Here is a 19,481-nt window from a genome sequence, read left to right on the forward strand (position 1 = left end):
GACGCTACTTTTGAAAGATACATATAAGCATAAAGGATTACGACAGCAATTAGTTACTATATTAAAAGGCAAGGGAATAACAGATGCAAATGTTTTAAAAGCCATAGGAAATGTGCCCCGACATTTATTTATGGATTCTGGGTTTTTAGATTATGCTTATAAGGATATGGCGTTCCCGATTGCGGCCGACCAAACCATCTCGCAACCTTATACCGTAGCTTTTCAAACGGAATTGCTCCAAGTTAAAAAAGACGATAAAATTCTTGAAATAGGCACTGGGAGCGGCTATCAAGCGGCCGTTTTATGTGAATTAGGTGCTAGAGTTTACAGTATAGAACGCCAACAGGAATTATTTAAAAAGACCAATTTATTTTTACCGAAACTAGGCTATCGTGCCAAAAAGTTGATTTTTGGAGATGGTTATAAAGGTTTGGTAGAAGAAGCGCCGTTTGATAGTATTATTGTAACAGCCGGTGCACCTTTTGTACCGAAACCGTTGTTAAGTCAGTTAAAAATAGGAGGAAGGTTGGTGATTCCTGTTGGTGAACACACACAAGTTATGACTTTAATTATTAGAAAAGACACCAAGGAATTTGAACAACATGAATTTGGTGAATTTCGTTTTGTGCCTTTGTTGGAGGATAAGAATTAATAGCTTATTAAAAAAGACTACAATTTACCTTCACGGTCTCTGTTAAGTACCTTGTATTCTTCATAACATTCACTGATGGCATCCAGGATTTGGAGGTCGTTTGCCGTTTGTATAAACCCTTTTGAGTAGTTGCACTGACTTACAATTTCATCTAAATCGATCTTATCTACTTGTAATAATACGGTAAGCATTTCACGGTCGAAGCGAGAGGCGAGCAGGTTTCTTATTTCATCATCTTCCTTCATCTTTTTAAGCTTTCGTAATTCATTTGGTTTTTTACCAAACATACGATGCAAAAAATCCGCAGGATTAAAAATAGATCCTAATACTTTGTTGATGGTAGATTGTCTACCGGCCTCATAACCTGTACTTGGCAGTCCAGATATACTGTAACGGTAATTTGTGTTTATGGCAGGAACTTGTTTAATATCAACTTCCAAATACCCTGTAAGTTTTAATTGGTTTACTACAACTTCTTCAAGTGCTAGAGCCAGTTCGGTGAGTTTAATGGTGGTCGTGGTACCGTCACCGTATTTTAACCAGTCGTTAGTAACACGCACTTTAATGGATTTGAAACCCAAATAAGAGAAGTGCAAGGTATCATTTACCTTTGCGGAAATTTCAAACGCACCATTGCTATTGGTGCTTGTTCCAATGACCTTGTTAAGGTTTACAATATTTACACTTTCTAAGGGATTGTCATTGGAAGCATCAACAACGACACCTTTTACTCTTCCTTCCTCTTCTTGCGAAAAGCAAAAAACCGAAGATAATAGTATTAAAAAAAGTAAAAGGTATTGCTGCATGTTATAAATAGGTTAATTCTAATTTAGTCATAAAAATACTAAACAAAACCTTAACTATAGTTTATAGAATTTTATTTTGACTTAAAATTAACAAATAAGGGTTGATTAACGTCTAGAACGTCTTGGTCTTGATACGCCAGAATCACTTGGTTTGGCATCACCTTCTGAACGTCTTGGACCTCCTTTTGGTTTAAAATCGCCACTAGAACGTCTTGGTCTTGAGGTGTCATCACTCCGTCTGTCGCTTCTGTTTCCAAAATCACTTCTTGGGGCAGAACGTCTTTCTCCACCACGCTTATCGTCACGTCTTCCGCCGCCGCCTCTTCTGTCATCGCGTCTTCCGCCACCGCCACCGCCACGGTTTTCAGAAACTTCAACATTTACATATCTATCATTATGTTTAAAGTCGGTGAAAAAAGCCAATACCTTTTCTTGTAATTCCTTTTCGGTATTAAAGAATGAAAAACTTTCTTTTACTTCAACCTTAAAAACATCATCCCTACCAAGTTCTAAAATATCTTTTAAAAAGTCTTTTAAACTCATCCAATCATAACCATCTTTACTACCAACATTAATAAAATAACGTGTAGAATCAGAGTTACTTCCACCAAAATCGCGACTGCGTTCCCTACCACCTTCACGGTCGTCACTTCTGCTTTCCGATATATTAAGGTTTTTAGATTTTTTATAGTAATTATAGAAACGGGTGAACTCTACCGAGAAGAATTTTTTAATTAATTCGTCTTTTGAAGTATCAGTGAATAATTCGTTGATATTGATTAAATATTTATCAATTTCATGATTGATTTCTGTGTTATGGATTTTATTGGCAAGCGACATTAATTGTACCTCACAAATTTCCATACCATCTGGAATATCTTTCTTAATAAAGTCTCTTTTAATGATGCGTTCAATGGTTTTTATTTTACGCACTTCACTTTTAGAAACAATAACCATAGAAACCCCAGTTTTTCCGGCACGTCCTGTACGTCCGGAACGGTGTGTGTAGGTTTCAATTTCATCTGGTAATTGGTAGTTTATAACGTGTGTAATATCATCTACATCAATACCACGTGCAGCAACATCGGTTGCTACCAACATCTGGATTTGATTTTTACGAAACGAATTCATAACCAAATCCCGTTGATTCTGACTTAAATCACCATGCAAAGCACCAGCACTGTAACCATCTTCAATAAGTTGTTCCGCTACTTTTTGAGTATCGCGTTTCGTTCTGCAAAATACGACTGAAAAAATATCTGGATTCGCATCTGCCAAACGTTTTAAAGCATCATATCTATCACGGGCATTTACTAAATAATATTCATGAGATACCTGACTTGTACTTTCATTTTTATTCCCAACGGTGATTTCCACAGGATTTTCCATGAATTTTTTGGCAATAACCGACACTTCTTTGGGCATGGTTGCAGAAAACAACCACGTACATTTTTCTTCGGGGGTATTCGATAGAATATCAGTAATATCCTCATAAAAGCCCATGTTAAGCATTTCATCAGCTTCATCTAAAACAGCATATTCTATTTTAGAGATATCAACCAAACGTCTGCTTATCATATCCTTTATACGTCCAGGCGTCGCTACAATAATTTGAGCACCTTTTTTTATATCCCTAGCTTGGTCTGTTATGCTAGATCCTCCATAAACTGCCACCACGTTAAGTCCTTTGCAGTACTTGCCGTAAAGTTTCATTTCGTTGGTGATTTGCAAACAAAGTTCGCGTGTAGGGGATAAAATAAGACCTTGGGTAGTTCTACTTTCAATATCTATTTTTTGCAACATGGGGAAACCAAACGCTGCCGTTTTACCGGTTCCTGTTTGTGCAAGAGCAACTAAATCTGTTTCTTTTTCTAATAAAATGGGGATGGCTTGGCTTTGTACATCGCTTGGGGTTACAAACCCTAAATCGGTAACAGCGCGTAAAAGGTCCTCATTAAGACCTAAATCTTGGAATGTGTTCATTCTTGTATAAGTATTCGATTTTGTTATGTGGTGTTACATAAGAAGCGAATCGACATACTTAACTTAACCTTCTAGTAACACATCCTCACTCTGAGGAATTCAACTCATTTTCGAGTTTCAAGCGGCAAAGATAGTCTTTTATTTGTCATTCCCTCGAAGGAGGGAATCTTTTTATTTAAAACAGGATTTTTATTGATTTCTTGGGCGTTTTAACACGCTTTCACTACTCGCTCCCTCCTGTGGTCGGGGAGCTCAAACAGACCGTTCAATCGTTAACGCGGATAATATTGATAGCATTATTTTAAATCCAAACACCCAATACCCATAACCTTACACCCAAAACCCAAAAAAATCACTTCCTCAAATTAACAATCCGTTCCAACAACGTAGGATGCGAATAATGCATAAACACATATGCCGGATGTGGCGTTAAATTACTCAAACTGTTTTTAGAAAGTTTTTTTAGCGATGTAATAAGTGGTTCTGCTTTATAGGTATTTTTAGCATAATCGTCAGCTTGATATTCAAATTTTCTGGAAAACAGATTCATGATTAAGCTTGTGATTTCAGAAATCGGCGCGTACAACAATCCGAACGCAATCAAACCAATATGAAAACTTGGTATCTCAACCCCCAAAGCGTTTGATAATAACGGATTGGAAATAAAAAGTGATAAAATATAAAGCATCAGTCCCGTCATTAAAATGGAGGCAAACAGGTTAAAGATGATATGTTTCTTTTTATAATGTCCGACTTCATGCGCCAAAACAGCAACAATTTCTTCTTCATCCAAATCATTAATCAACGTATCGTAAAGTGTCACACGTTTTTCGCTACCAAAACCAGAAAAATAGGCATTAGCTTTGGTACTTCGTTTAGAGCCATCAATCACAAAAATCTTGTCCAATTTAAATCCAACGGTTTGGGCATATTCGGATATTTTATCCCTTAAAGTTCCAGCTTCCAATGGTTTTTGTTTGTTGAACAACGGCACAATAAGTTTGGAATAGAACATATTCATAAACAATACGAATACCGCTACCAAAGCCCATGCATAAAGCCAGAAATAAGTTCCTGTGGATTGGTAAAACCAAATAATTAATGCCAATATACCACCGCCAACAATAGCCATCAGGAGCCAACCTTTAAGTTTATCAAGAAAAAAAGTTGTTTTTGTCGTTTTGTTAAACCCAAATTTTTCTTCAATGACAAACGTGCCGTAATATGTAAAAGGCGTGGTGATGATATCGCTGCCTATCATAATAATTCCGAAGAAGATTAAAGCGATAATTATTGGGTTATCACTAAAACCTCTAGCGATATTGTCAACATATTCAAACCCATCAAAAAATAAAAAAGCGAGCGTTAACACCAACGAAAATGTGGAGGTTATTAATCCGAATCTATAATTAGTAGCTTTGTAGTTCTGCGATTTTTTATATTCGGTTTCATCATAAACATCTTGCAAATCTCTTGGCAACATGTCGTTAAAATGTTTGGCATTTAAGGCATCCAAGATTTTATCAACTATAAAATTGATGATGATTATGGCGATGATGATGTAGAATAATGTTATTGAGGTCATATAAATGATTAATGATGAGTAATTAGTAATGAATGATTAATAATTGATAATATGTGATTATTCTTTTGATGATTGAATTATTTTAAAAAGTATTTTTAGAATGCTGTTAAGCTCATTTTCTAGTTCTATGAATTCTTCATTTGAAATATTGTCGGAATCTTTAAGGAGTCTCAACCAATAGTGGGTTTCTCTAGCTTCTTTATAAGAAATGGACATTTTAGCTCGAAAATCTTTTTTTGAAATACCTCCAATAGCTTCTTCAACATTAGCTCCGATTGAAGTGCCCGATCTTAAAATCTGTTTTGAAAGAACATATTCATTTTTAGCAATCAAATGCCTATTTAATTTGATGATGCTGAGTGCAAATGTATAGGTTTTAGTTGCTATTAAATTTTCTTTCACTATCATTAATTGCTCATTATTAATTACTCATTACACATCATTAATTATTTTCTCCGTTGTCTTTTCGCTTCAAAAATAAGAATTCCTGCGGCAACCGACACATTCATGGAATCGATGTCGCCTTCCATGGGAATAATGATATTTTGTGTAGCATTTTTTAACCACTCATCACTTAATCCTGTATCCTCCGTGCCAACAACAATAGCCGTTGGTCTGGTGAAATCTTGCGTGTCATAATTAACCGAAGCCTGTAAAGCGGCACAATAAATATCTATGTTTTTTGATTTTAGAAACTCAATAATCTCTGAAGTTGAACCCGTTACAATCGTATTGGTAAATATACAGCCCACACTAGAGCGGATAATATTGGGATTGTACAAATCGGTTTTAGGGTTGGCTATGATGACGGCATCCACACGAGCAGCATCCGCAGTTCTTAAAAGGGCACCAATATTGCCCGGTTTTTCGGGAGCTTCAGCGACTAAAATTAATGGGTTTTCTGTCTTGAAATTTAATTCATTTATGTTATGTTCTTTGCATTTTGCAACCGCTAAAACGCCTTCGGTGGTATCGCGATAGGCTAATTTTTGATATACCTCGGCAGTAATTTCGATGGTGTTTAGTTGTTTAGTCGTTAAGTTGTTTAGTTGTTCATAATTTATGATTTCTGGATTAAACAAGATCGTTTCCAACCCGTAACCACCTTTTAACGCAAGCATAATTTCGCGTTCACCTTCAATTAAAAATAAACCGTTTTTTTTACGTTCACGCGACTTGTCTTTTAGCTGAACAAGTTGTCGGATAAATGGATTCTGTATGCTGCTAATTTGTTTATTCATTATAAATTAAATCAGATTCTTTTTCAAAATAATTAACCAAGAGTGCTACCACGTAACTGTAGCTTTCCATACCTTTTGCTTGGTTGTTGGCTTTTAAGAAATTGCTATAAAACACTTTAAATAGGGGTTCTAATGGACTGTCGTAAGCATCCATGAATTCACGGACTTCTTTAAAATTGCTTAAAATACCCTTGTTGACCGTTTCAAGCAGCGTGTTGAATAGGTCTTCATCACGTCTGTTAATTTCATTCAAACAAAAACGGAGCGCAAACGTATATCCTGTGTATTTAAAATAGATGTCATCATGGTTTATAGCTGCTAAACAACCAATAAAATTAGCTTCATTTTCTGCGGCGTAACCCAATTGATGTGCTATTTCGTGCGATGTGGTTGTTGGAAACAAATATATGGGAATCAAGGCATCCACTTGAGCTTCATTGGTAAACGGATTTAAATACCCAGTAAAACCCATATAGGTTAGTGGATAACTGAACAACGATTTTTTAACGCTTTTTGGATGGTATTCCAAATCTGGAAATACATTTTTTAAATTCTTATAACCCAGCGGGGCAAGTCCTAAAACATCCGATTTACTATAAGGAAGGTCGATTTTAGTCGTGTCATTTTTTTTGATTTCCGAATACAGGGCATTCGACTTTTCTATTAGCTTTTTGGTGACTACAATCAGTTGTTCCGTGGTATAATCGGCTTCCAGATTTAGGTTTTTATGTAGTGGCAATCGGTAATAGTTCATGCCCCATAACACATGAAATGCCAAGTAAAATAGGGCAACTGCCGAAAACACATCAACAAACCATTGCTTGGTATCTTTTCTTAAACGCTTTCTGTTTATATAAAACCATCTGAGCATATAAATAATGGCACATGTGTACACCAAATCGCCAAAAGAAAAAGGAATCCAACCAAGCGTATATCTAAATAGTTTTGAAACAAATTGATAGAACCCATTGCTATAATACTGCTCAATAAATTCAGGGTAACGTGACAACCATTTTATAATGATATACTGCGGAATAATGGACAATGCCAGTATGGTTTTTTTGTCTTTAAGCATGCTTCAAAAATAGATAAAATTTTGTCATTCCGTCCCGATAGCTATCGGGAATACGGAATCCATTCAATTACTCTATAAATGTAGATGCAATCCATATCTTTGTAAAACACTATTATAAATGTTATGAATTCAGAAATAAGAAACCTTCAGCCACAAACCCTTTGGAATAAATTCGCCGATTTAAATGCCATCCCTAGAGCCTCAAAAAAAGAGGAGCGTGTTATTGCGTTTATGAAAGATTTTGGGAAAACATTAGGATTGGAAACCACTGAGGATGCCGTTGGAAATGTCATTATAAAAAAACCTGCCACCAAAGGCATGGAAAACAGAACCACTATTGTGATGCAATCGCATTTAGATATGGTGCACCAAAAAAATAATGATACGGTTTTCGACTTTGATACACAAGGGATTGATATGTATGTGGATGGTGACTGGGTAAAGGCCAAAGGAACCACGTTGGGCGCTGATAATGGTTTGGGCGTTGCTACGATCATGGCTATTTTAGAAAGTAAAGACATTCCGCATCCAGCCATTGAAGCACTGTTTACCATTGACGAGGAAACAGGGATGACAGGCGCTATGGGATTACAAGGCGGTTTGCTTTCTGGTGGTATTTTATTGAATTTAGATACTGAGGAAGATAACGAAATAGGCGTAGGTTGTGCCGGTGGTATTGATGTAACGGCGACACGCGATTATCATGAAGAAGAAACACCAGAATTTAAAGTCGGGTTTAAAATTGTTGTAAAAGGTTTGCAGGGCGGGCACTCAGGAATGCAAATTCACGAAGGCTTGGGCAATGCCAATAAAATCATGAATCGTTTATTATTTGATGGTTTTGAGTGTTTTGGATTACGGATTTCAGAAATGGAAGGTGGCAGTTTACGTAACGCCATTCCAAGGGAAAGCCAAGCCATTGTGGCTATTGATGCCATTCATGAAGCGGTGTTTTTATCTGATATGGAGGCTTTGGCAACCGTGATTAAAACGGAATTCAAGACGATGGAACCACATTTAGACATCAGCATAGCTAAATGTGAAACGCCAAAAATGATTATGGATTTAGGAATTCAAGAAGGGTTTACGAGAGCGTTATACGCAGCGCAAAATGGCGTTTACAGAATGAGTGCCGATATTCCTAATTTGGTGGAAACTTCCAATAACATGGCGAAAGTGGTGATTAAAGATGGCACGATTAAAGTGGATTGCCTCACACGTTCTTCGGTGGAAACTTCTAAAATGGATTTGGCAAATTCGCTGCGAGCTTGTTTTGAGTTAACGGGTTGCGAAGTAACGTTTTCGGGTGATTATCCGGGGTGGACACCGAATATGGATTCTCCTATTTTAAAAGTTATGACCAAATTGTATGAAGATTTAAATGGCAAAAAACCGCATGTGGCGGCTTGCCATGCCGGATTGGAATGTGGTATTTTAGGGAAAAACTATCCTAATATGGATATGATTAGTTTTGGACCCAACATTAAAGGAGCACACTCCCCAGATGAACGTGCACAAATATCATCCGTGCAAAAATATTGGAAATTTGTGGTGGAGATTTTGAAGGGGATTTCTGAGAAGAAGTGATTTTTTTGATTTTGTTATGTTCTATAAAGTACGGTTCATGGATTTTGGTAGTTCTAATGAGATTACATCTATATTATTTTTTTAAAGTATATTTGGTTAAACACGTGAAATTTGTATTTCAGACTATTTAATGATTTTACAACAATCAAGTGTTTAAAGAACCCATTATGTAGGGGTAGTAAATGGAAGGAGAAGCATACACCTCATTTTCATAATAACTGAAAATTTTCTGAAGAGCTTCTTTTTTATTTGAAATAATAGTAATGGAGTCAATTGTAGGTCCATTTAGAAGATTGATTTGTTGTTTGTTAAATTTCGGAATTACCACTGTAATAGGAACACATGCTAATGATGCAAGTCTGACAGGGAGTAAAGAAGCATTGCATTTTTTTCCAAAGTATGTCACTTGACAGCAGCGAGACCTATTCTCGTTGTCTCCAATAATAACAACAAATTTTTTGGAATTTAAATGGGAGACTAACTTTCTAATTTGGGATAAACTAGCATTAGAAACATTTAAATGTCCAGTTCGCTTAATCCATGGACCACCAGCAAAAACCAGTGCGAAATCGTTGGAACGGCACCATTCTGCAAGTAATTTAGCCCATGGTGTATGGGGAATAGCTATAATACACCCTAATTCCGGTAAAGTAAGCTTATTGTTAATAAGTTTGATGGCTTTAGAACGAAAAGGAGTCCTAAGTGTAAGAGACAATAATCTTCTCATCATTCTTGTAAACCAAATTTTTTGAAGCATTTTTTTATATCCTTCAGGAGAATTAAAAATTATATCTGAAATTTTAACCCACCTTATTTTAATTAAAAATATGTGAAAAAAAGCAATCATTATGGAGAGTGTGTTTAATAGTTGAATTGGTAAAAGTAAATATAGCGGTTGGGAATACTTTATAGGCTCTGCAGATTTATCTATTGAATCAATTTCCTTTTTCATCTTGGTTAGGAATTTAATTATAAAGGGATTTTAGCCATTACAATAAGTATTATCTGTTTTAATGTTTTTTTATAAAGCATGTAATTAAAGATAATAAAAGATTAAATAACAACAAATAAAATTTTGTTTAGCAAAAAGAATCACACAGACGATCGTATGTTTTTACATGTAGTGGGAGAATATTTATTAACCTTTCTTATTTGCTATCTATATAGCCAGGTCTGATTTAGTATAAGTAATCTGTCATTTTTTAATATTGCACAACTACAAAGATGTGAAATGGTTTTAATGATTTATATCAGAAGTTACCTGCCTGTCGTCAAACAGGAGCGAAGTTTGATATTTTTTCCACAAATCTGAAAATAAAAAGATGTTATAAAAAACTGGGTTACTAACATCTTTTGGTACAATATCTGGGGCGAGTAGATTTAGGAAACCCGCAATATTTTCTCCATCTTACGTCCTTTTGCCAATTCATCCACTAACTTATCTAAATACCTTACCTGTTGTGTTAACGGGTTTTGGATGTCTTCTACACGATAGCCACAGATCACACCAGTAATCAGTTGCGCGTTTAGGTTTAAGTCAGCACTTTTGAAAAATTGTTCAAAAGGCACTTTTTTTTCAATGAGTTCTTGCAGCTTTTTTTCATCATAACCTGTTAGCCACATAATGACTTGATGTAACTCGTCTTTCGTTCTGCCTTTCTTCTCCACTTTTGTGAGATAATGTGGATATACGGAGGCAAAGGTCATTTTTGCTATACGCTCATCGTGATGGCTTGTATCATTCATATCGCATTGGTTGTTAAACGAATATAATTGAAATTTTTTATAGAGTCAAGGAAGACATTTATTAAAAATATAAATCGCACATTTTAGATTTGAGGCTTTCGCAAAGATATAGAGATTCTGAAACACGTTCAGAATGACAACACAACACTATTTCAAAATTCAAAACATAAAAAGCCACCCCGCTTAGCGAGATGGCTTGTAATATTCCATTCTTAAAATAGAATTAAAACATTCCTAATAACCACCAAATAATTACAAAAACGATGATGGTTCCTAAACAGCCACCGCCTAATTTTTTGGCGCCGTAACCTGCGATTAAACCTTTAAAAATATTGTTCATTGTTTACTGATTTATGCTTTTACTTGGGATGCGTCTACATTTATGGCAGTTGTGGCTACTTTTGATAGTTTTTCATCGGCCGCTTTTTCTTCTTTGAGTGTCGCTTTAAGTAGTTTTGCAGCTTTTCCTAAACTTAATGTTTTCGCAAACTGACGAAGTGTTCCGTATGATGCAATTTCATAATGTTCTACTTTTTGTCCTGCCGAAATAATGCCTGCATCACACATGGCACCTTCTTCGCACGATTCCATGATATCTTCTGCCTCTTTAATTAAACCTTCCATAGCATCGCATTTTTTGGCACTGGCTTTTTTGTCTATCGACTCAAAAACCTGTTCCAATCTGGTCACTTGGTTTTTAGTTTCTTCAAGATGACTTGTTAGTGCATCAATCAATTTTTGGGATGTTGCGTTTTTAATCATCTTAGGGATTGCTTTGGTTAATGCTTTTTCGGCCCAGTAAATGTCCTTCAATTCATCTTCAAATAATTTCATGAGTTGAGATGATTGCATAGAAGATTTTGTGGATTTTTCTTTGGACTGTTTTCCTTTTTGGGACGTAGTCGTGGAATTTGATTTTTTATTTTTCATTTTTATGAATTTAGATTAAAAAATTATTTGTTTTTGTTTGAATTGGCTTCTACGGATTCTTCATAGACTGACCAACTCATGACGCCATTTTTAGGAAGCGTGGCTTCATCTACTTCGGCTTTACGCTCCTTAGATAACGACTTATTGTCTTTTTGAACAGATTGTTCTGTTCGCTGTGTACCCTTAGCTTTTTCGTCTAGTAAGCCATTGGTTTCTTGAACGTGTTCAAGTGGATGGTTTACAACTTGCCATTCTTCTTTCATCTCCGGGCTTTTGCCTTCATTCCAAGGGCCTTTAAAATCTTTGCCATTAGACATGTTGAAGTATTTGTTGCTAAAGCGCGGATCACTTTGTAAAATGCCAGGAGGAAAGTTTGGTTTAATATTTTCCAATGCCGCTTGAAACATTTGAAAGTGGGCAACCTCTCTTGTCATTAAAAAACGCAAAGATTCTTTTACATACTCATCGTCTGTAAATTTCATCAAGTTTTCATAAACCATTTTGGCACTGGTTTCTGCACCAATATTTAAACGGAGATCAGCTGTTAAATCGCCCATACCCATAATGTAAGATGCGTTCCAAGGGTTGCCAACGCTATCGGTAAGTGTTGGTGTGCCGCCACTAACAATAAAGAAGTGTGGATCTATCATGGCATCGTGTATGTAACTTTCTTTTGCCGCTTTGCCATCTAACATTTTGGTTAAGTCAGATTCATCAGCTGCATTTTTTAATTCACCGTTAACACCGGTGAGTAACATTTGAATCGTTGCACCTACAATTTCTAGGTGACTAAATTCTTCTGTGGCAATATCCATAAGCATATCATATTCGGCAGGATATGCTTTTCGGCAACCAAATGCCTGAACAAAATATTGCATGGCTGCTTTTAGTTCGCCATTGGGTCCTCCAAACTGTTCAAGGAGGAGTCTTGCAAAACGCACATCAGGTTTTGAAACCCGGGCGTTGAACTGTAATTCTTTTACGTGATGGAACATATGTTTTTATATTTATCGCTTAGATTTATAACGGAATGACTTGAATTGTCATTCGGTTTTTATTGCAATAGGAATTCTAATTGTAGATTTCTTCACCTTTATTAGTACGCCAGTTGTTTTCAAAATATCTGGCATCTTCATCATTACGAGGCTTAACCCCAATAACGATTTGTCCTTCTTTGATTCCAGATTCATATAACTTCGCACGTGCTTCAGGAATTCCTGAACCTACAAGCGCACCAATTATTCCACCTGTAAGACCACCCGCGCCAGCTCCTGCTAAACCTGCGGCAATAGGGCCAGCAATAACAATACCAAGTCCAGGAATAACCAAGCTTGTTCCAATGGCTGCAATGACGCCTGCAATGGCGCCAACAGTGCCACCAATAGCTGAGCCTTTTCCGGCACCTTCAGCAGCTTTGGTTCCTATTTCAGTGTCTTCAACATCACCCGAAAAATGTTTTTCTCGTGTTTCGTCCGACATCACAAGATTGATGTCGTCTTTTGTATAACCTCTTTCTTGTAGAGTGTTATATGCATTTTCTGTGCTTTCACGGTCACGAAACATGCCGGTTAACATGCCTTGGTCCGTTGTGTCGTTTTCTCCCATTTGATTTTCTTCCATTTTGATATTTATTAAATTGTGAATAATTAAACGGTTGATTGTTTTACAAAGTTCATAAACATAAAAACGTATAGTGTTATACAATTTCAGAAAGAACTTGTATGATTTACTCATTTCTCCTTTGGGAAAAAATTAAATGACTTATAATTTGAAGGTGCTGTGCGTTAAGGTATTAAAGCAAAATTGAAAAGTTTGCGATAGACAAGACAAGGGATTTATTTTTGCTTTGGCTTACGAAGCAGTGTAGTTTGTTAATAAGGAAGTATGTGATGTGATTTTGGGTTCTCGGGATTGAAGGATGTTTTTTAAGGTACAGGGTCGTAACCAGAACCACCCCAAGGATGGCAACTAAAAATACGTTTTATAGCTAGCCAACCGCCTTTGAACAAACCGTGTTTTTGTAAAGCTTCTTTGCTGTAGTGAGAGCATGTGGGCTGATATCTACATGTTGCAGGCGTTAGGGGAGATATAAGCATTTGGTATACTTTTATCAAGAATAAGAATGGTATAATGAGGAGTTTTTTCATTGATGTTTGTCGTTTAGTCGTTTGTCGTTTAGTTGTTAGGTTTCTTTCGACTTTATAACTTAAACAAGAAACATTCTAGAATCTTTTGTCGTTTAATCTTTATTGTTATACTTCGACTAAACGACTCCACAACAAACGACAAACTTTTAAGATAAAGAAAAAGTAGTGCCTTCTTTCCCATCCTTCAATTGAATACCAACCTCTACCAATTCATCACGTATTTTATCAGACAATGCAAAATCTTTGTTGGCTCTGGCGTCTTGTCTTAATTTAATTAAAATATTAACTGTGGCTGACAATTTATCGGTTCCAGATTCGGTTTTAGTAACGTTTTGTAAGCCTAAAACATCAAATGTAAAAACATTTAAGGTTTCTTTTAAAAGCGATAAATCTTCTGAGTTTAAAGTTTGAGAACCCTCTTTGATCTGATTAATGTATTTAACAGCTTCAAATAAATTTGCAATTAAAATAGGCGAGTTAAAATCATCATTCATCGCATCATAACAAGATTGTTTCCATGATTTTATATCTAGGGAGGATGTTTCTGAAGTCTTTAATTCATCTAATAAATTAATAGCGTCCATCAATCTGTAAAATCCTTTTTCGCTAGATAATAAACCATCATCTGTTAAATCGAGGACACTTCTGTAATGAGCTTGCGCATTAAAAAATCGGATGACACTTGGTGCAAATGCTTTGCTGAAAAAGGTGTTATTTCCAGACAATAATTCATCTGGATTAACAATGTTTCCTGTTGATTTAGACATACGTTGTCCGTTTAATTGCAGCATATTGGCATGCATCCAATAATTTACTGGTGTTTGTCCTTTAGCGGCTTGGTTTTGAGCAATTTCACATTCGTGATGCGGAAATTTTAAATCCATACCGCCACCATGAATATCAAAATGATCTCCAAGATATTTAGTGCTCATGGCTGTACATTCTAAATGCCAACCTGGGAAACCATCGCTCCAAGGTGATGGCCAACGCATAATATGTTGTGGTTCAGCTTTTTTCCAAAGGGCAAAATCCTGTGGATTTTTTTTGTCGGATTGTCCGTCCAATTCGCGGGTATTGTGAATTAAATCCTCTAGTTTACGTTTACTTAGTATGCCGTAATCGTGGGTTTCGTTAAATTTATGAACATCAAAATAAACAGATCCATTAGCGACATAACCAAAACCATTGTCTATAATGTTTTTAATCAATTCAATTTGCTCAATAATATGACCTGTTGCCGTAGGTTCAATACTTGGCGGCAAAAAATTGAATATATTTAATATGTTATGAAAATCAACGGTATAGCGCTGCACGATTTCCATAGGTTCAATTTGTTCTAAACGTGCTTTTTTGGTTATTTTATCTTCACCAACATCGGCATCATTTTCCAAATGACCAGCATCGGTAATGTTTCTAACATAACGCACTTTATAGCCTAGATGTTTCAGGTAACGAAATATCATATCAAAAGACATAAACGTTCTAACATTCCCAAGATGCACGTTGCTGTAAACGGTTGGTCCGCACACATACATGCCCACATGGCCTTCGTTTATAGGTTTGAATTGTTCTTTTTTACCTGAAAGTGAATTGTAGAGGTCTAGTTTTTGATGCTGAAAAAGTGGCATTTTTGTTGAGTTGTTTAGTCGTTTAGGTGTTTGGTGTTTAGTCGTTTAGTTGTTACGAGTTGATAAAATGTTTTCGTAAAGCATTAATCTTGTTTGTAATAGATTCAACTTCTAATCTAATACTTTTATAGTTTTCTTCGGAAATAAAATTCAATTCTTTTGATATAATAGCTTGATTTAATAATTCTAGTGCAGAGCTATAAGCGATTGTCATAAAATGCGATTTGTCTTTATTGGTAAGCCTAGAAGTTCCTTCTGCTATATTTGATGAAATTGAAACAGAGCATCTTCTCATTTGCGATGTTAGTCCGAATTTTTCATCATCTGGAAATGCCTTTGTGTAATTATAAATGTTGGAAGCTAACTTTATAGATTCTTTCCAAACGTCTAATTTTTCAAATGAATATTCATGCATGTTATGTTGTTTGTCGTTAAGTCGTGAGTTGTTAAGTCGATCGTTAAACTACAGCTTAACAACTAAACAACGAACAACTCAACATAAATTAAAATTTAGTGTCCAGTTTTATATAATCTAAAAATTCCCTGCGTGTCGCTTCTTCTTTAAATTTACCACCAAATTCTGATGTTACGGTGCTACTTTCCACATCCCTGATCCCTCTAGAATTTACGCATAAATGTTTGGCATCAATAATGCACGCCACATCTTGAGTTTTTAAGGCTTCTTGAAGTTCTTTAACAACTTGGATAGTTAAGCGCTCTTGTACTTGCGGACGTTTGGCGTAATAATCTACAATACGGTTCATTTTTGAAAGCCCAATAACCCTTCCGCTAGAAATATAGGCAATGTGAGCTTTACCAACGATTGGGAGTAAATGATGCTCACAAGTTGAGTACACGGTAATGTTTTTTTCAACCAACATTTCACCGTATTTGTATTTGTTTTCAAAGGTAGAGGCACTTGGTTTTTTCTTAGGATCTAATCCGCCAAACAATTCCTTTACAAACATTTTAGCAACTCTGTTTGGGGTGCCGTTTAAACTATCGTCTGTCAAATCCAAACCCAACGTTTCCATAATATGGCGAACATCGTCTTTAATAATATCTATTTTCTCTTCAATAGAAAGTTTAAAAGCATCCTGTCTCATGGGTGTATTTGATGAGGTTCCTATATGATCTTCTCCCAAGGCATCAAAATCCTCAATGTTTTTCTCAATTTTCATGTGTTCAAAAAACTTATTTTTTAGTCTGCAAAGATAAGTAATTCCATTTTGTTATGTTTTGTATTAACAAACAATTAATTCCACCAACAATTAATCCAGAATTTCTGGTCATTTATAAAATGAAAAAGCCTGAACTTTATAAGTTCAAGCTTTTAAATATTAGGTTGAAAATGTATTAAATATTGAAACTTAACGATAGTGTTATGTTTGAATTTGTATTGTCAATAATGGCTGCATCGGTTAAGCCGACATTGTATAATGGGGTTTCTGAAGTTCTTTCAAAATAATCATAAGTCAAATCCAATTTCGTGTTTCCAAAATTATAACCAAGACCTAAAGAATAACCTGTTAAATCGCCAACTGTTACCCCGTTTGCATAAGGACTTTCCTCAAAACGGTAACCACCTCTAAAAGCGAATTGTTTTACTTTATATTCGCCACCAATTCTGTATGTGGAAGCGGCAGTTAATACATTGCTAACATCGTTGTTTAAACCTATAAAATCTGAGGTTGGTTTGAATTTAGTGGTGCTGTAATCTTTATGTGAATAATCGAAACTGATTAAACCTTGCGTGCCAAATATATAGGCTAAACTACCTGTTATTTTTGCAGGTGTTTGTAATCTATAATCAGGATACACATTTACAATTTGAGGATTTACAACAGCTGTAATATTTGAGCCATTTTCATCTCTTATAGTAGACAAGTATTGTGTTGTTTCTTCTGAAATGGTATACCATGTTGATGAATCGTAAGTTAAACCAACTCTAAATTCGTCGCTTAGTTTTAAAATACCGCCCAATTGAAACGAAAAACCATTACCTGAGGTGGATAATGTATTACCAAATTCTATGCTGCTAATTAATGAGTTGTTGTTCGAATTGTTCTCATAAAGAGACGTGGTACGGTCGTAATTTATAAAATGTGAATTCAAATTTAAACCTAAATATAGATTATCTCCATACTGAGCGGCCATGTTGAAAGCAATTTTACCATTTAATCCGGTGGCTGCATAATAATAATCGTGATCAAAAGTTCCATTCGCAAGATTTGAAGTGTAAGATGTGTTGTTGTCGTCATCAGCATCTGGCTCAAGTATATACGATTGATATCCTAAAAACGCTTGTTGATGCGTATAACCAAACACATTTCCAATATCAGAATAGGCATCGGTTATGGATTCATTGCCTATTAATGAAATATCTCCCAATCTGATACCATCAGCATAGTTTAAAAAGTAAAAATCAATGGACTGATTGTTTGAATTGGTTCCAACAGCATTCCAAGTGTCATCGTAGTTATTGGTTTTATCATAAGCCACGCCGATAGTGAATTTTCTCCAAGGTGAATTTGAGTTGTTGTTGGCAAATACAAAGGATGCACCACCTTGATTGATATCGAAATCAGATTCAGAAATAGATGTAAACCCATTAAAATATTGGGTATCGTTTTTTGAGCTTAAATTCGAAAGGGAAAAGGATGCATGGCTTTGTGCAAAAACAGCAGAACCAGCTGGGTTGATGCTTACGGCACTCATATCCCCTCCTAATGCCCCAAAAGCACCACTTAATGCTCTAAAACGAGCGGTTCCTTGAATGTCACTTTGTGAATATCTTACGGCATCAGAGATGTCTTGTGCGTAAAGTGTAGACATAGATAGCAAACCCATGAATAGGAATTGTAACTTTTTCATATGCAAAATTTATTGTTTTTATAGGTCATATGATATCGCATTATTTTCATGTTGTTTTTTTACAAAAAACTTATTGTTAATTTGTTAATGGCGATTTCATATGCGTTTTTTTCTATTAATATTATCGTCTTCTACCACCACCTGATGAAGTACCAGAATTGCTGCCACCTCCAGAAGATCTTGTTGCACCAGAGCTGCTGCTGCCACTGTTGGTAGATCTTGAGTAATTACCTGAATTGGTATTGCTAGAGCTATTAGTGTTACTTCTTCTATATTGTGTAGAATTATTATTAGTAGGAGAAGTAGCATTGCTACTATTTCTTCTTGACGAATTATTGTTTATAGTTGATTGCGAATTGGTGCTACGGTTTGTTGTGCTGTACGGACTAACAGTATTACTTCTTCTATAAGAACTATTATACCTTGATGTAGTGCCATTATTTGAGGAACTTCTTGTGCCTATGTTATTTGATGGATAGCTATTTCGTCTACTGGCACTATAAGAAACATTGTTTCTGCCATAAAATCCGTTTCCGTAATAGTTATTATATCCGTTGAATGCATAAAATCCAGGATTGTACCAGCCACCGTAAAAACCGCCATAGAAACCACCATAAAAAGGATCATAAAACCCCCAATTGTTCCAACGATTGCCATAAAAACCACCATAGAATCCATTATAAAAAGGATCGTAAAAACCCCAGTTGTTCCAACGATTGCCATAGAAGCCATTAAAAAACGGTCTGTTCCACATGCCTCCCCAACCAAAATTTGGCTGCATGTTGATAACTACTTGGCTATTAGTTTGTCCCCAACCACTATTACCTTGGTAATTGTTATTATTGGGATCCTCATCTTCATAATTACCACTTTGATAAGAATCTACATCGGTGAAAATAGCGCCTTCATCGTTGATGCTTTCATACTCTAAAGCTTTGCTTTTGAAATAATTTTGATAGTACTCATTAGAATTATTTGAGACGTCAACAACAGCATCTTGATTTTGAGAAATAGTTCTTGGGGCTTCACCATAAATACCATCATTGTCCGTACCAACGTATTGATAAGAACCACATGATGACACCACTAATACCAATATAAAAATTGCTATTAAGGATGTTTTGATTTTTAAGTAGTTAATAAGTTTCATATCTCTAGAATTTTTTATTGTTGAACATAACAAAAATAGTTAGTTTTGCCAAACTATTTCTATATTTAACATAGTCA

At 35.6% G+C, this 19,481-nt stretch carries 19 protein-coding genes; 2 read left to right on the plus strand and 17 right to left on the minus strand.

The window, feature by feature from the left end; all coding sequences use genetic code 11:
• Positions 1-10: 10 nt before the first annotated feature.
• Positions 11-652, plus strand: coding sequence for a protein-L-isoaspartate(D-aspartate) O-methyltransferase (locus CSW08_RS04595; protein ID WP_106658844.1), 642 nt, complete (start codon positions 11-13; stop codon positions 650-652).
• A 17-nt stretch (positions 653-669) separates the two neighbouring features.
• On the opposite strand, the gene CSW08_RS04600 is transcribed toward CSW08_RS04595, so the two are convergent.
• The 6 genes from CSW08_RS04600 to CSW08_RS04625 form a co-directional block, all read right to left on the minus strand.
• On the minus strand, positions 670-1,458 hold the full coding sequence (locus CSW08_RS04600) for a carboxypeptidase-like regulatory domain-containing protein (protein ID WP_106658741.1): 789 nt from the start codon (positions 1,456-1,458) through the stop codon (positions 670-672).
• 105 nt (positions 1,459-1,563) lie between these two features.
• A complete protein-coding gene (locus CSW08_RS04605) occupies positions 1,564-3,441 on the minus strand; it encodes a DEAD/DEAH box helicase (RefSeq protein ID WP_106658742.1) in 1,878 nt (625 codons plus the stop codon).
• Positions 3,442-3,793: 352 nt separating this feature from the next.
• Entirely contained in the window at positions 3,794-5,026 is a 1,233-nt protein-coding gene (locus CSW08_RS04610) for a M48 family metallopeptidase (protein WP_106658743.1), read from the minus strand.
• 57 nt (positions 5,027-5,083) lie between these two features.
• Positions 5,084-5,434: a four helix bundle protein gene (locus tag CSW08_RS04615; RefSeq protein WP_394337025.1), complete on the minus strand. Its 351-nt coding sequence runs from the start codon at positions 5,432-5,434 to the stop codon at positions 5,084-5,086.
• A gap of 38 nt (positions 5,435-5,472) precedes the next feature.
• Entirely contained in the window at positions 5,473-6,267 is a 795-nt protein-coding gene (locus CSW08_RS04620) for a TrmH family RNA methyltransferase (protein WP_106658744.1), read from the minus strand.
• The gene (locus tag CSW08_RS04625; protein WP_106658745.1) at positions 6,260-7,342 is read right to left on the minus strand and encodes a DUF3810 domain-containing protein; all 1,083 of its coding nucleotides are present in this window, start codon (positions 7,340-7,342) and stop codon (positions 6,260-6,262) included. Before CSW08_RS04625 ends, CSW08_RS04620 begins: the two co-directional genes overlap by 8 nt.
• Positions 7,343-7,465: 123 nt before the next feature.
• Between CSW08_RS04625 and CSW08_RS04630 the strand changes: the two genes are divergently transcribed.
• A complete protein-coding gene (locus CSW08_RS04630) occupies positions 7,466-8,929 on the plus strand; it encodes an aminoacyl-histidine dipeptidase (RefSeq protein ID WP_106658746.1) in 1,464 nt (487 codons plus the stop codon).
• Positions 8,930-9,074: 145 nt separating this feature from the next.
• Here the strand turns inward: CSW08_RS04630 and CSW08_RS04635 are convergent, their stop codons facing one another.
• The 11 genes from CSW08_RS04635 to CSW08_RS04685 form a co-directional block, all read right to left on the minus strand.
• On the minus strand, positions 9,075-9,881 hold the full coding sequence (locus CSW08_RS04635) for a hypothetical protein (protein ID WP_106658747.1): 807 nt from the start codon (positions 9,879-9,881) through the stop codon (positions 9,075-9,077).
• Between the two features lie 428 nt (positions 9,882-10,309).
• A complete protein-coding gene (locus tag CSW08_RS04640; RefSeq protein WP_106658748.1) occupies positions 10,310-10,675 on the minus strand; it encodes a DUF2200 domain-containing protein in 366 nt (121 codons plus the stop codon).
• A 351-nt stretch (positions 10,676-11,026) separates the two neighbouring features.
• Positions 11,027-11,605, minus strand: a complete 579-nt coding sequence (locus CSW08_RS04645; RefSeq protein ID WP_106658749.1) for a YciE/YciF ferroxidase family protein — start codon at positions 11,603-11,605, stop codon at positions 11,027-11,029.
• 23 nt (positions 11,606-11,628) lie between these two features.
• Entirely contained in the window at positions 11,629-12,600 is a 972-nt protein-coding gene (locus CSW08_RS04650) for a manganese catalase family protein (RefSeq protein ID WP_106658750.1), read from the minus strand.
• Positions 12,601-12,676: 76 nt separating this feature from the next.
• Positions 12,677-13,225 carry a hypothetical protein gene (locus CSW08_RS04655; RefSeq protein WP_203226847.1) on the minus strand — a complete coding sequence of 183 codons (549 nt, stop codon included), beginning with the start codon at positions 13,223-13,225 and terminating at the stop codon, positions 12,677-12,679.
• A gap of 305 nt (positions 13,226-13,530) precedes the next feature.
• Positions 13,531-13,752, minus strand: a complete 222-nt coding sequence (yidD, locus tag CSW08_RS04660; RefSeq protein WP_106658751.1) for a membrane protein insertion efficiency factor YidD — start codon at positions 13,750-13,752, stop codon at positions 13,531-13,533.
• Between the two features lie 146 nt (positions 13,753-13,898).
• The gene (gene cysS, locus CSW08_RS04665) at positions 13,899-15,380 is read right to left on the minus strand and encodes a cysteine--tRNA ligase (protein ID WP_106658752.1); all 1,482 of its coding nucleotides are present in this window, start codon (positions 15,378-15,380) and stop codon (positions 13,899-13,901) included.
• A 52-nt stretch (positions 15,381-15,432) separates the two neighbouring features.
• Complete coding sequence (locus CSW08_RS04670) at positions 15,433-15,795, minus strand: four helix bundle protein (protein ID WP_106658753.1); 363 nt, start codon at positions 15,793-15,795, stop codon at positions 15,433-15,435.
• An 88-nt stretch (positions 15,796-15,883) separates the two neighbouring features.
• Positions 15,884-16,561 (minus strand): GTP cyclohydrolase I FolE, encoded by a 678-nt coding sequence (gene folE / locus CSW08_RS04675; protein ID WP_106658754.1) that lies wholly within the window; start codon positions 16,559-16,561, stop codon positions 15,884-15,886.
• 175 nt (positions 16,562-16,736) lie between these two features.
• The gene (locus CSW08_RS04680; protein WP_203226848.1) at positions 16,737-18,254 is read right to left on the minus strand and encodes an OmpP1/FadL family transporter; all 1,518 of its coding nucleotides are present in this window, start codon (positions 18,252-18,254) and stop codon (positions 16,737-16,739) included.
• Positions 18,255-18,375: 121 nt separating this feature from the next.
• Positions 18,376-19,404, minus strand: a complete 1,029-nt coding sequence (locus tag CSW08_RS04685) for a hypothetical protein (protein ID WP_106658755.1) — start codon at positions 19,402-19,404, stop codon at positions 18,376-18,378.
• Positions 19,405-19,481 lie beyond the last annotated feature (77 nt).

This window comes from Confluentibacter flavum (assembly GCF_002843175.1).
GTDB classification, from domain to species: Bacteria; Bacteroidota; Bacteroidia; order Flavobacteriales; family Flavobacteriaceae; genus Confluentibacter; species Confluentibacter flavum.

What these genes read in the sequence shown, in the direction of transcription:
- CSW08_RS04600 (WP_106658741.1), bottom strand. Translation starts at nt 1,458, where the DNA reads ATGCAGCAATACCTTTTACTTTTTTTAATACTATTATCTTCGGTTTTT.
- CSW08_RS04605 (WP_106658742.1), bottom strand. Translation starts at nt 3,441, where the DNA reads ATGAACACATTCCAAGATTTAGGTCTTAATGAGGACCTTTTACGCGCT.
- CSW08_RS04610 (WP_106658743.1), bottom strand. Translation starts at nt 5,026, where the DNA reads ATGACCTCAATAACATTATTCTACATCATCATCGCCATAATCATCATC.
- CSW08_RS04615 (WP_394337025.1), bottom strand. Translation starts at nt 5,434, where the DNA reads ATGATAGTGAAAGAAAATTTAATAGCAACTAAAACCTATACATTTGCA.
- CSW08_RS04620 (WP_106658744.1), bottom strand. Translation starts at nt 6,267, where the DNA reads ATGAATAAACAAATTAGCAGCATACAGAATCCATTTATCCGACAACTT.
- CSW08_RS04625 (WP_106658745.1), bottom strand. Translation starts at nt 7,342, where the DNA reads ATGCTTAAAGACAAAAAAACCATACTGGCATTGTCCATTATTCCGCAG.
- CSW08_RS04630 (WP_106658746.1), top strand. Translation starts at nt 7,466, where the DNA reads ATGAATTCAGAAATAAGAAACCTTCAGCCACAAACCCTTTGGAATAAA.
- CSW08_RS04635 (WP_106658747.1), bottom strand. Translation starts at nt 9,881, where the DNA reads ATGAAAAAGGAAATTGATTCAATAGATAAATCTGCAGAGCCTATAAAG.
- CSW08_RS04640 (WP_106658748.1), bottom strand. Translation starts at nt 10,675, where the DNA reads ATGAATGATACAAGCCATCACGATGAGCGTATAGCAAAAATGACCTTT.
- CSW08_RS04645 (WP_106658749.1), bottom strand. Translation starts at nt 11,605, where the DNA reads ATGAAAAATAAAAAATCAAATTCCACGACTACGTCCCAAAAAGGAAAA.
- CSW08_RS04650 (WP_106658750.1), bottom strand. Translation starts at nt 12,600, where the DNA reads ATGTTCCATCACGTAAAAGAATTACAGTTCAACGCCCGGGTTTCAAAA.
- CSW08_RS04655 (WP_203226847.1), bottom strand. Translation starts at nt 13,225, where the DNA reads ATGGAAGAAAATCAAATGGGAGAAAACGACACAACGGACCAAGGCATG.
- yidD (WP_106658751.1), bottom strand. Translation starts at nt 13,752, where the DNA reads ATGAAAAAACTCCTCATTATACCATTCTTATTCTTGATAAAAGTATAC.
- cysS (WP_106658752.1), bottom strand. Translation starts at nt 15,380, where the DNA reads ATGCCACTTTTTCAGCATCAAAAACTAGACCTCTACAATTCACTTTCA.
- CSW08_RS04670 (WP_106658753.1), bottom strand. Translation starts at nt 15,795, where the DNA reads ATGCATGAATATTCATTTGAAAAATTAGACGTTTGGAAAGAATCTATA.
- folE (WP_106658754.1), bottom strand. Translation starts at nt 16,561, where the DNA reads ATGAAAATTGAGAAAAACATTGAGGATTTTGATGCCTTGGGAGAAGAT.
- CSW08_RS04680 (WP_203226848.1), bottom strand. Translation starts at nt 18,254, where the DNA reads ATGAAAAAGTTACAATTCCTATTCATGGGTTTGCTATCTATGTCTACA.
- CSW08_RS04685 (WP_106658755.1), bottom strand. Translation starts at nt 19,404, where the DNA reads ATGAAACTTATTAACTACTTAAAAATCAAAACATCCTTAATAGCAATT.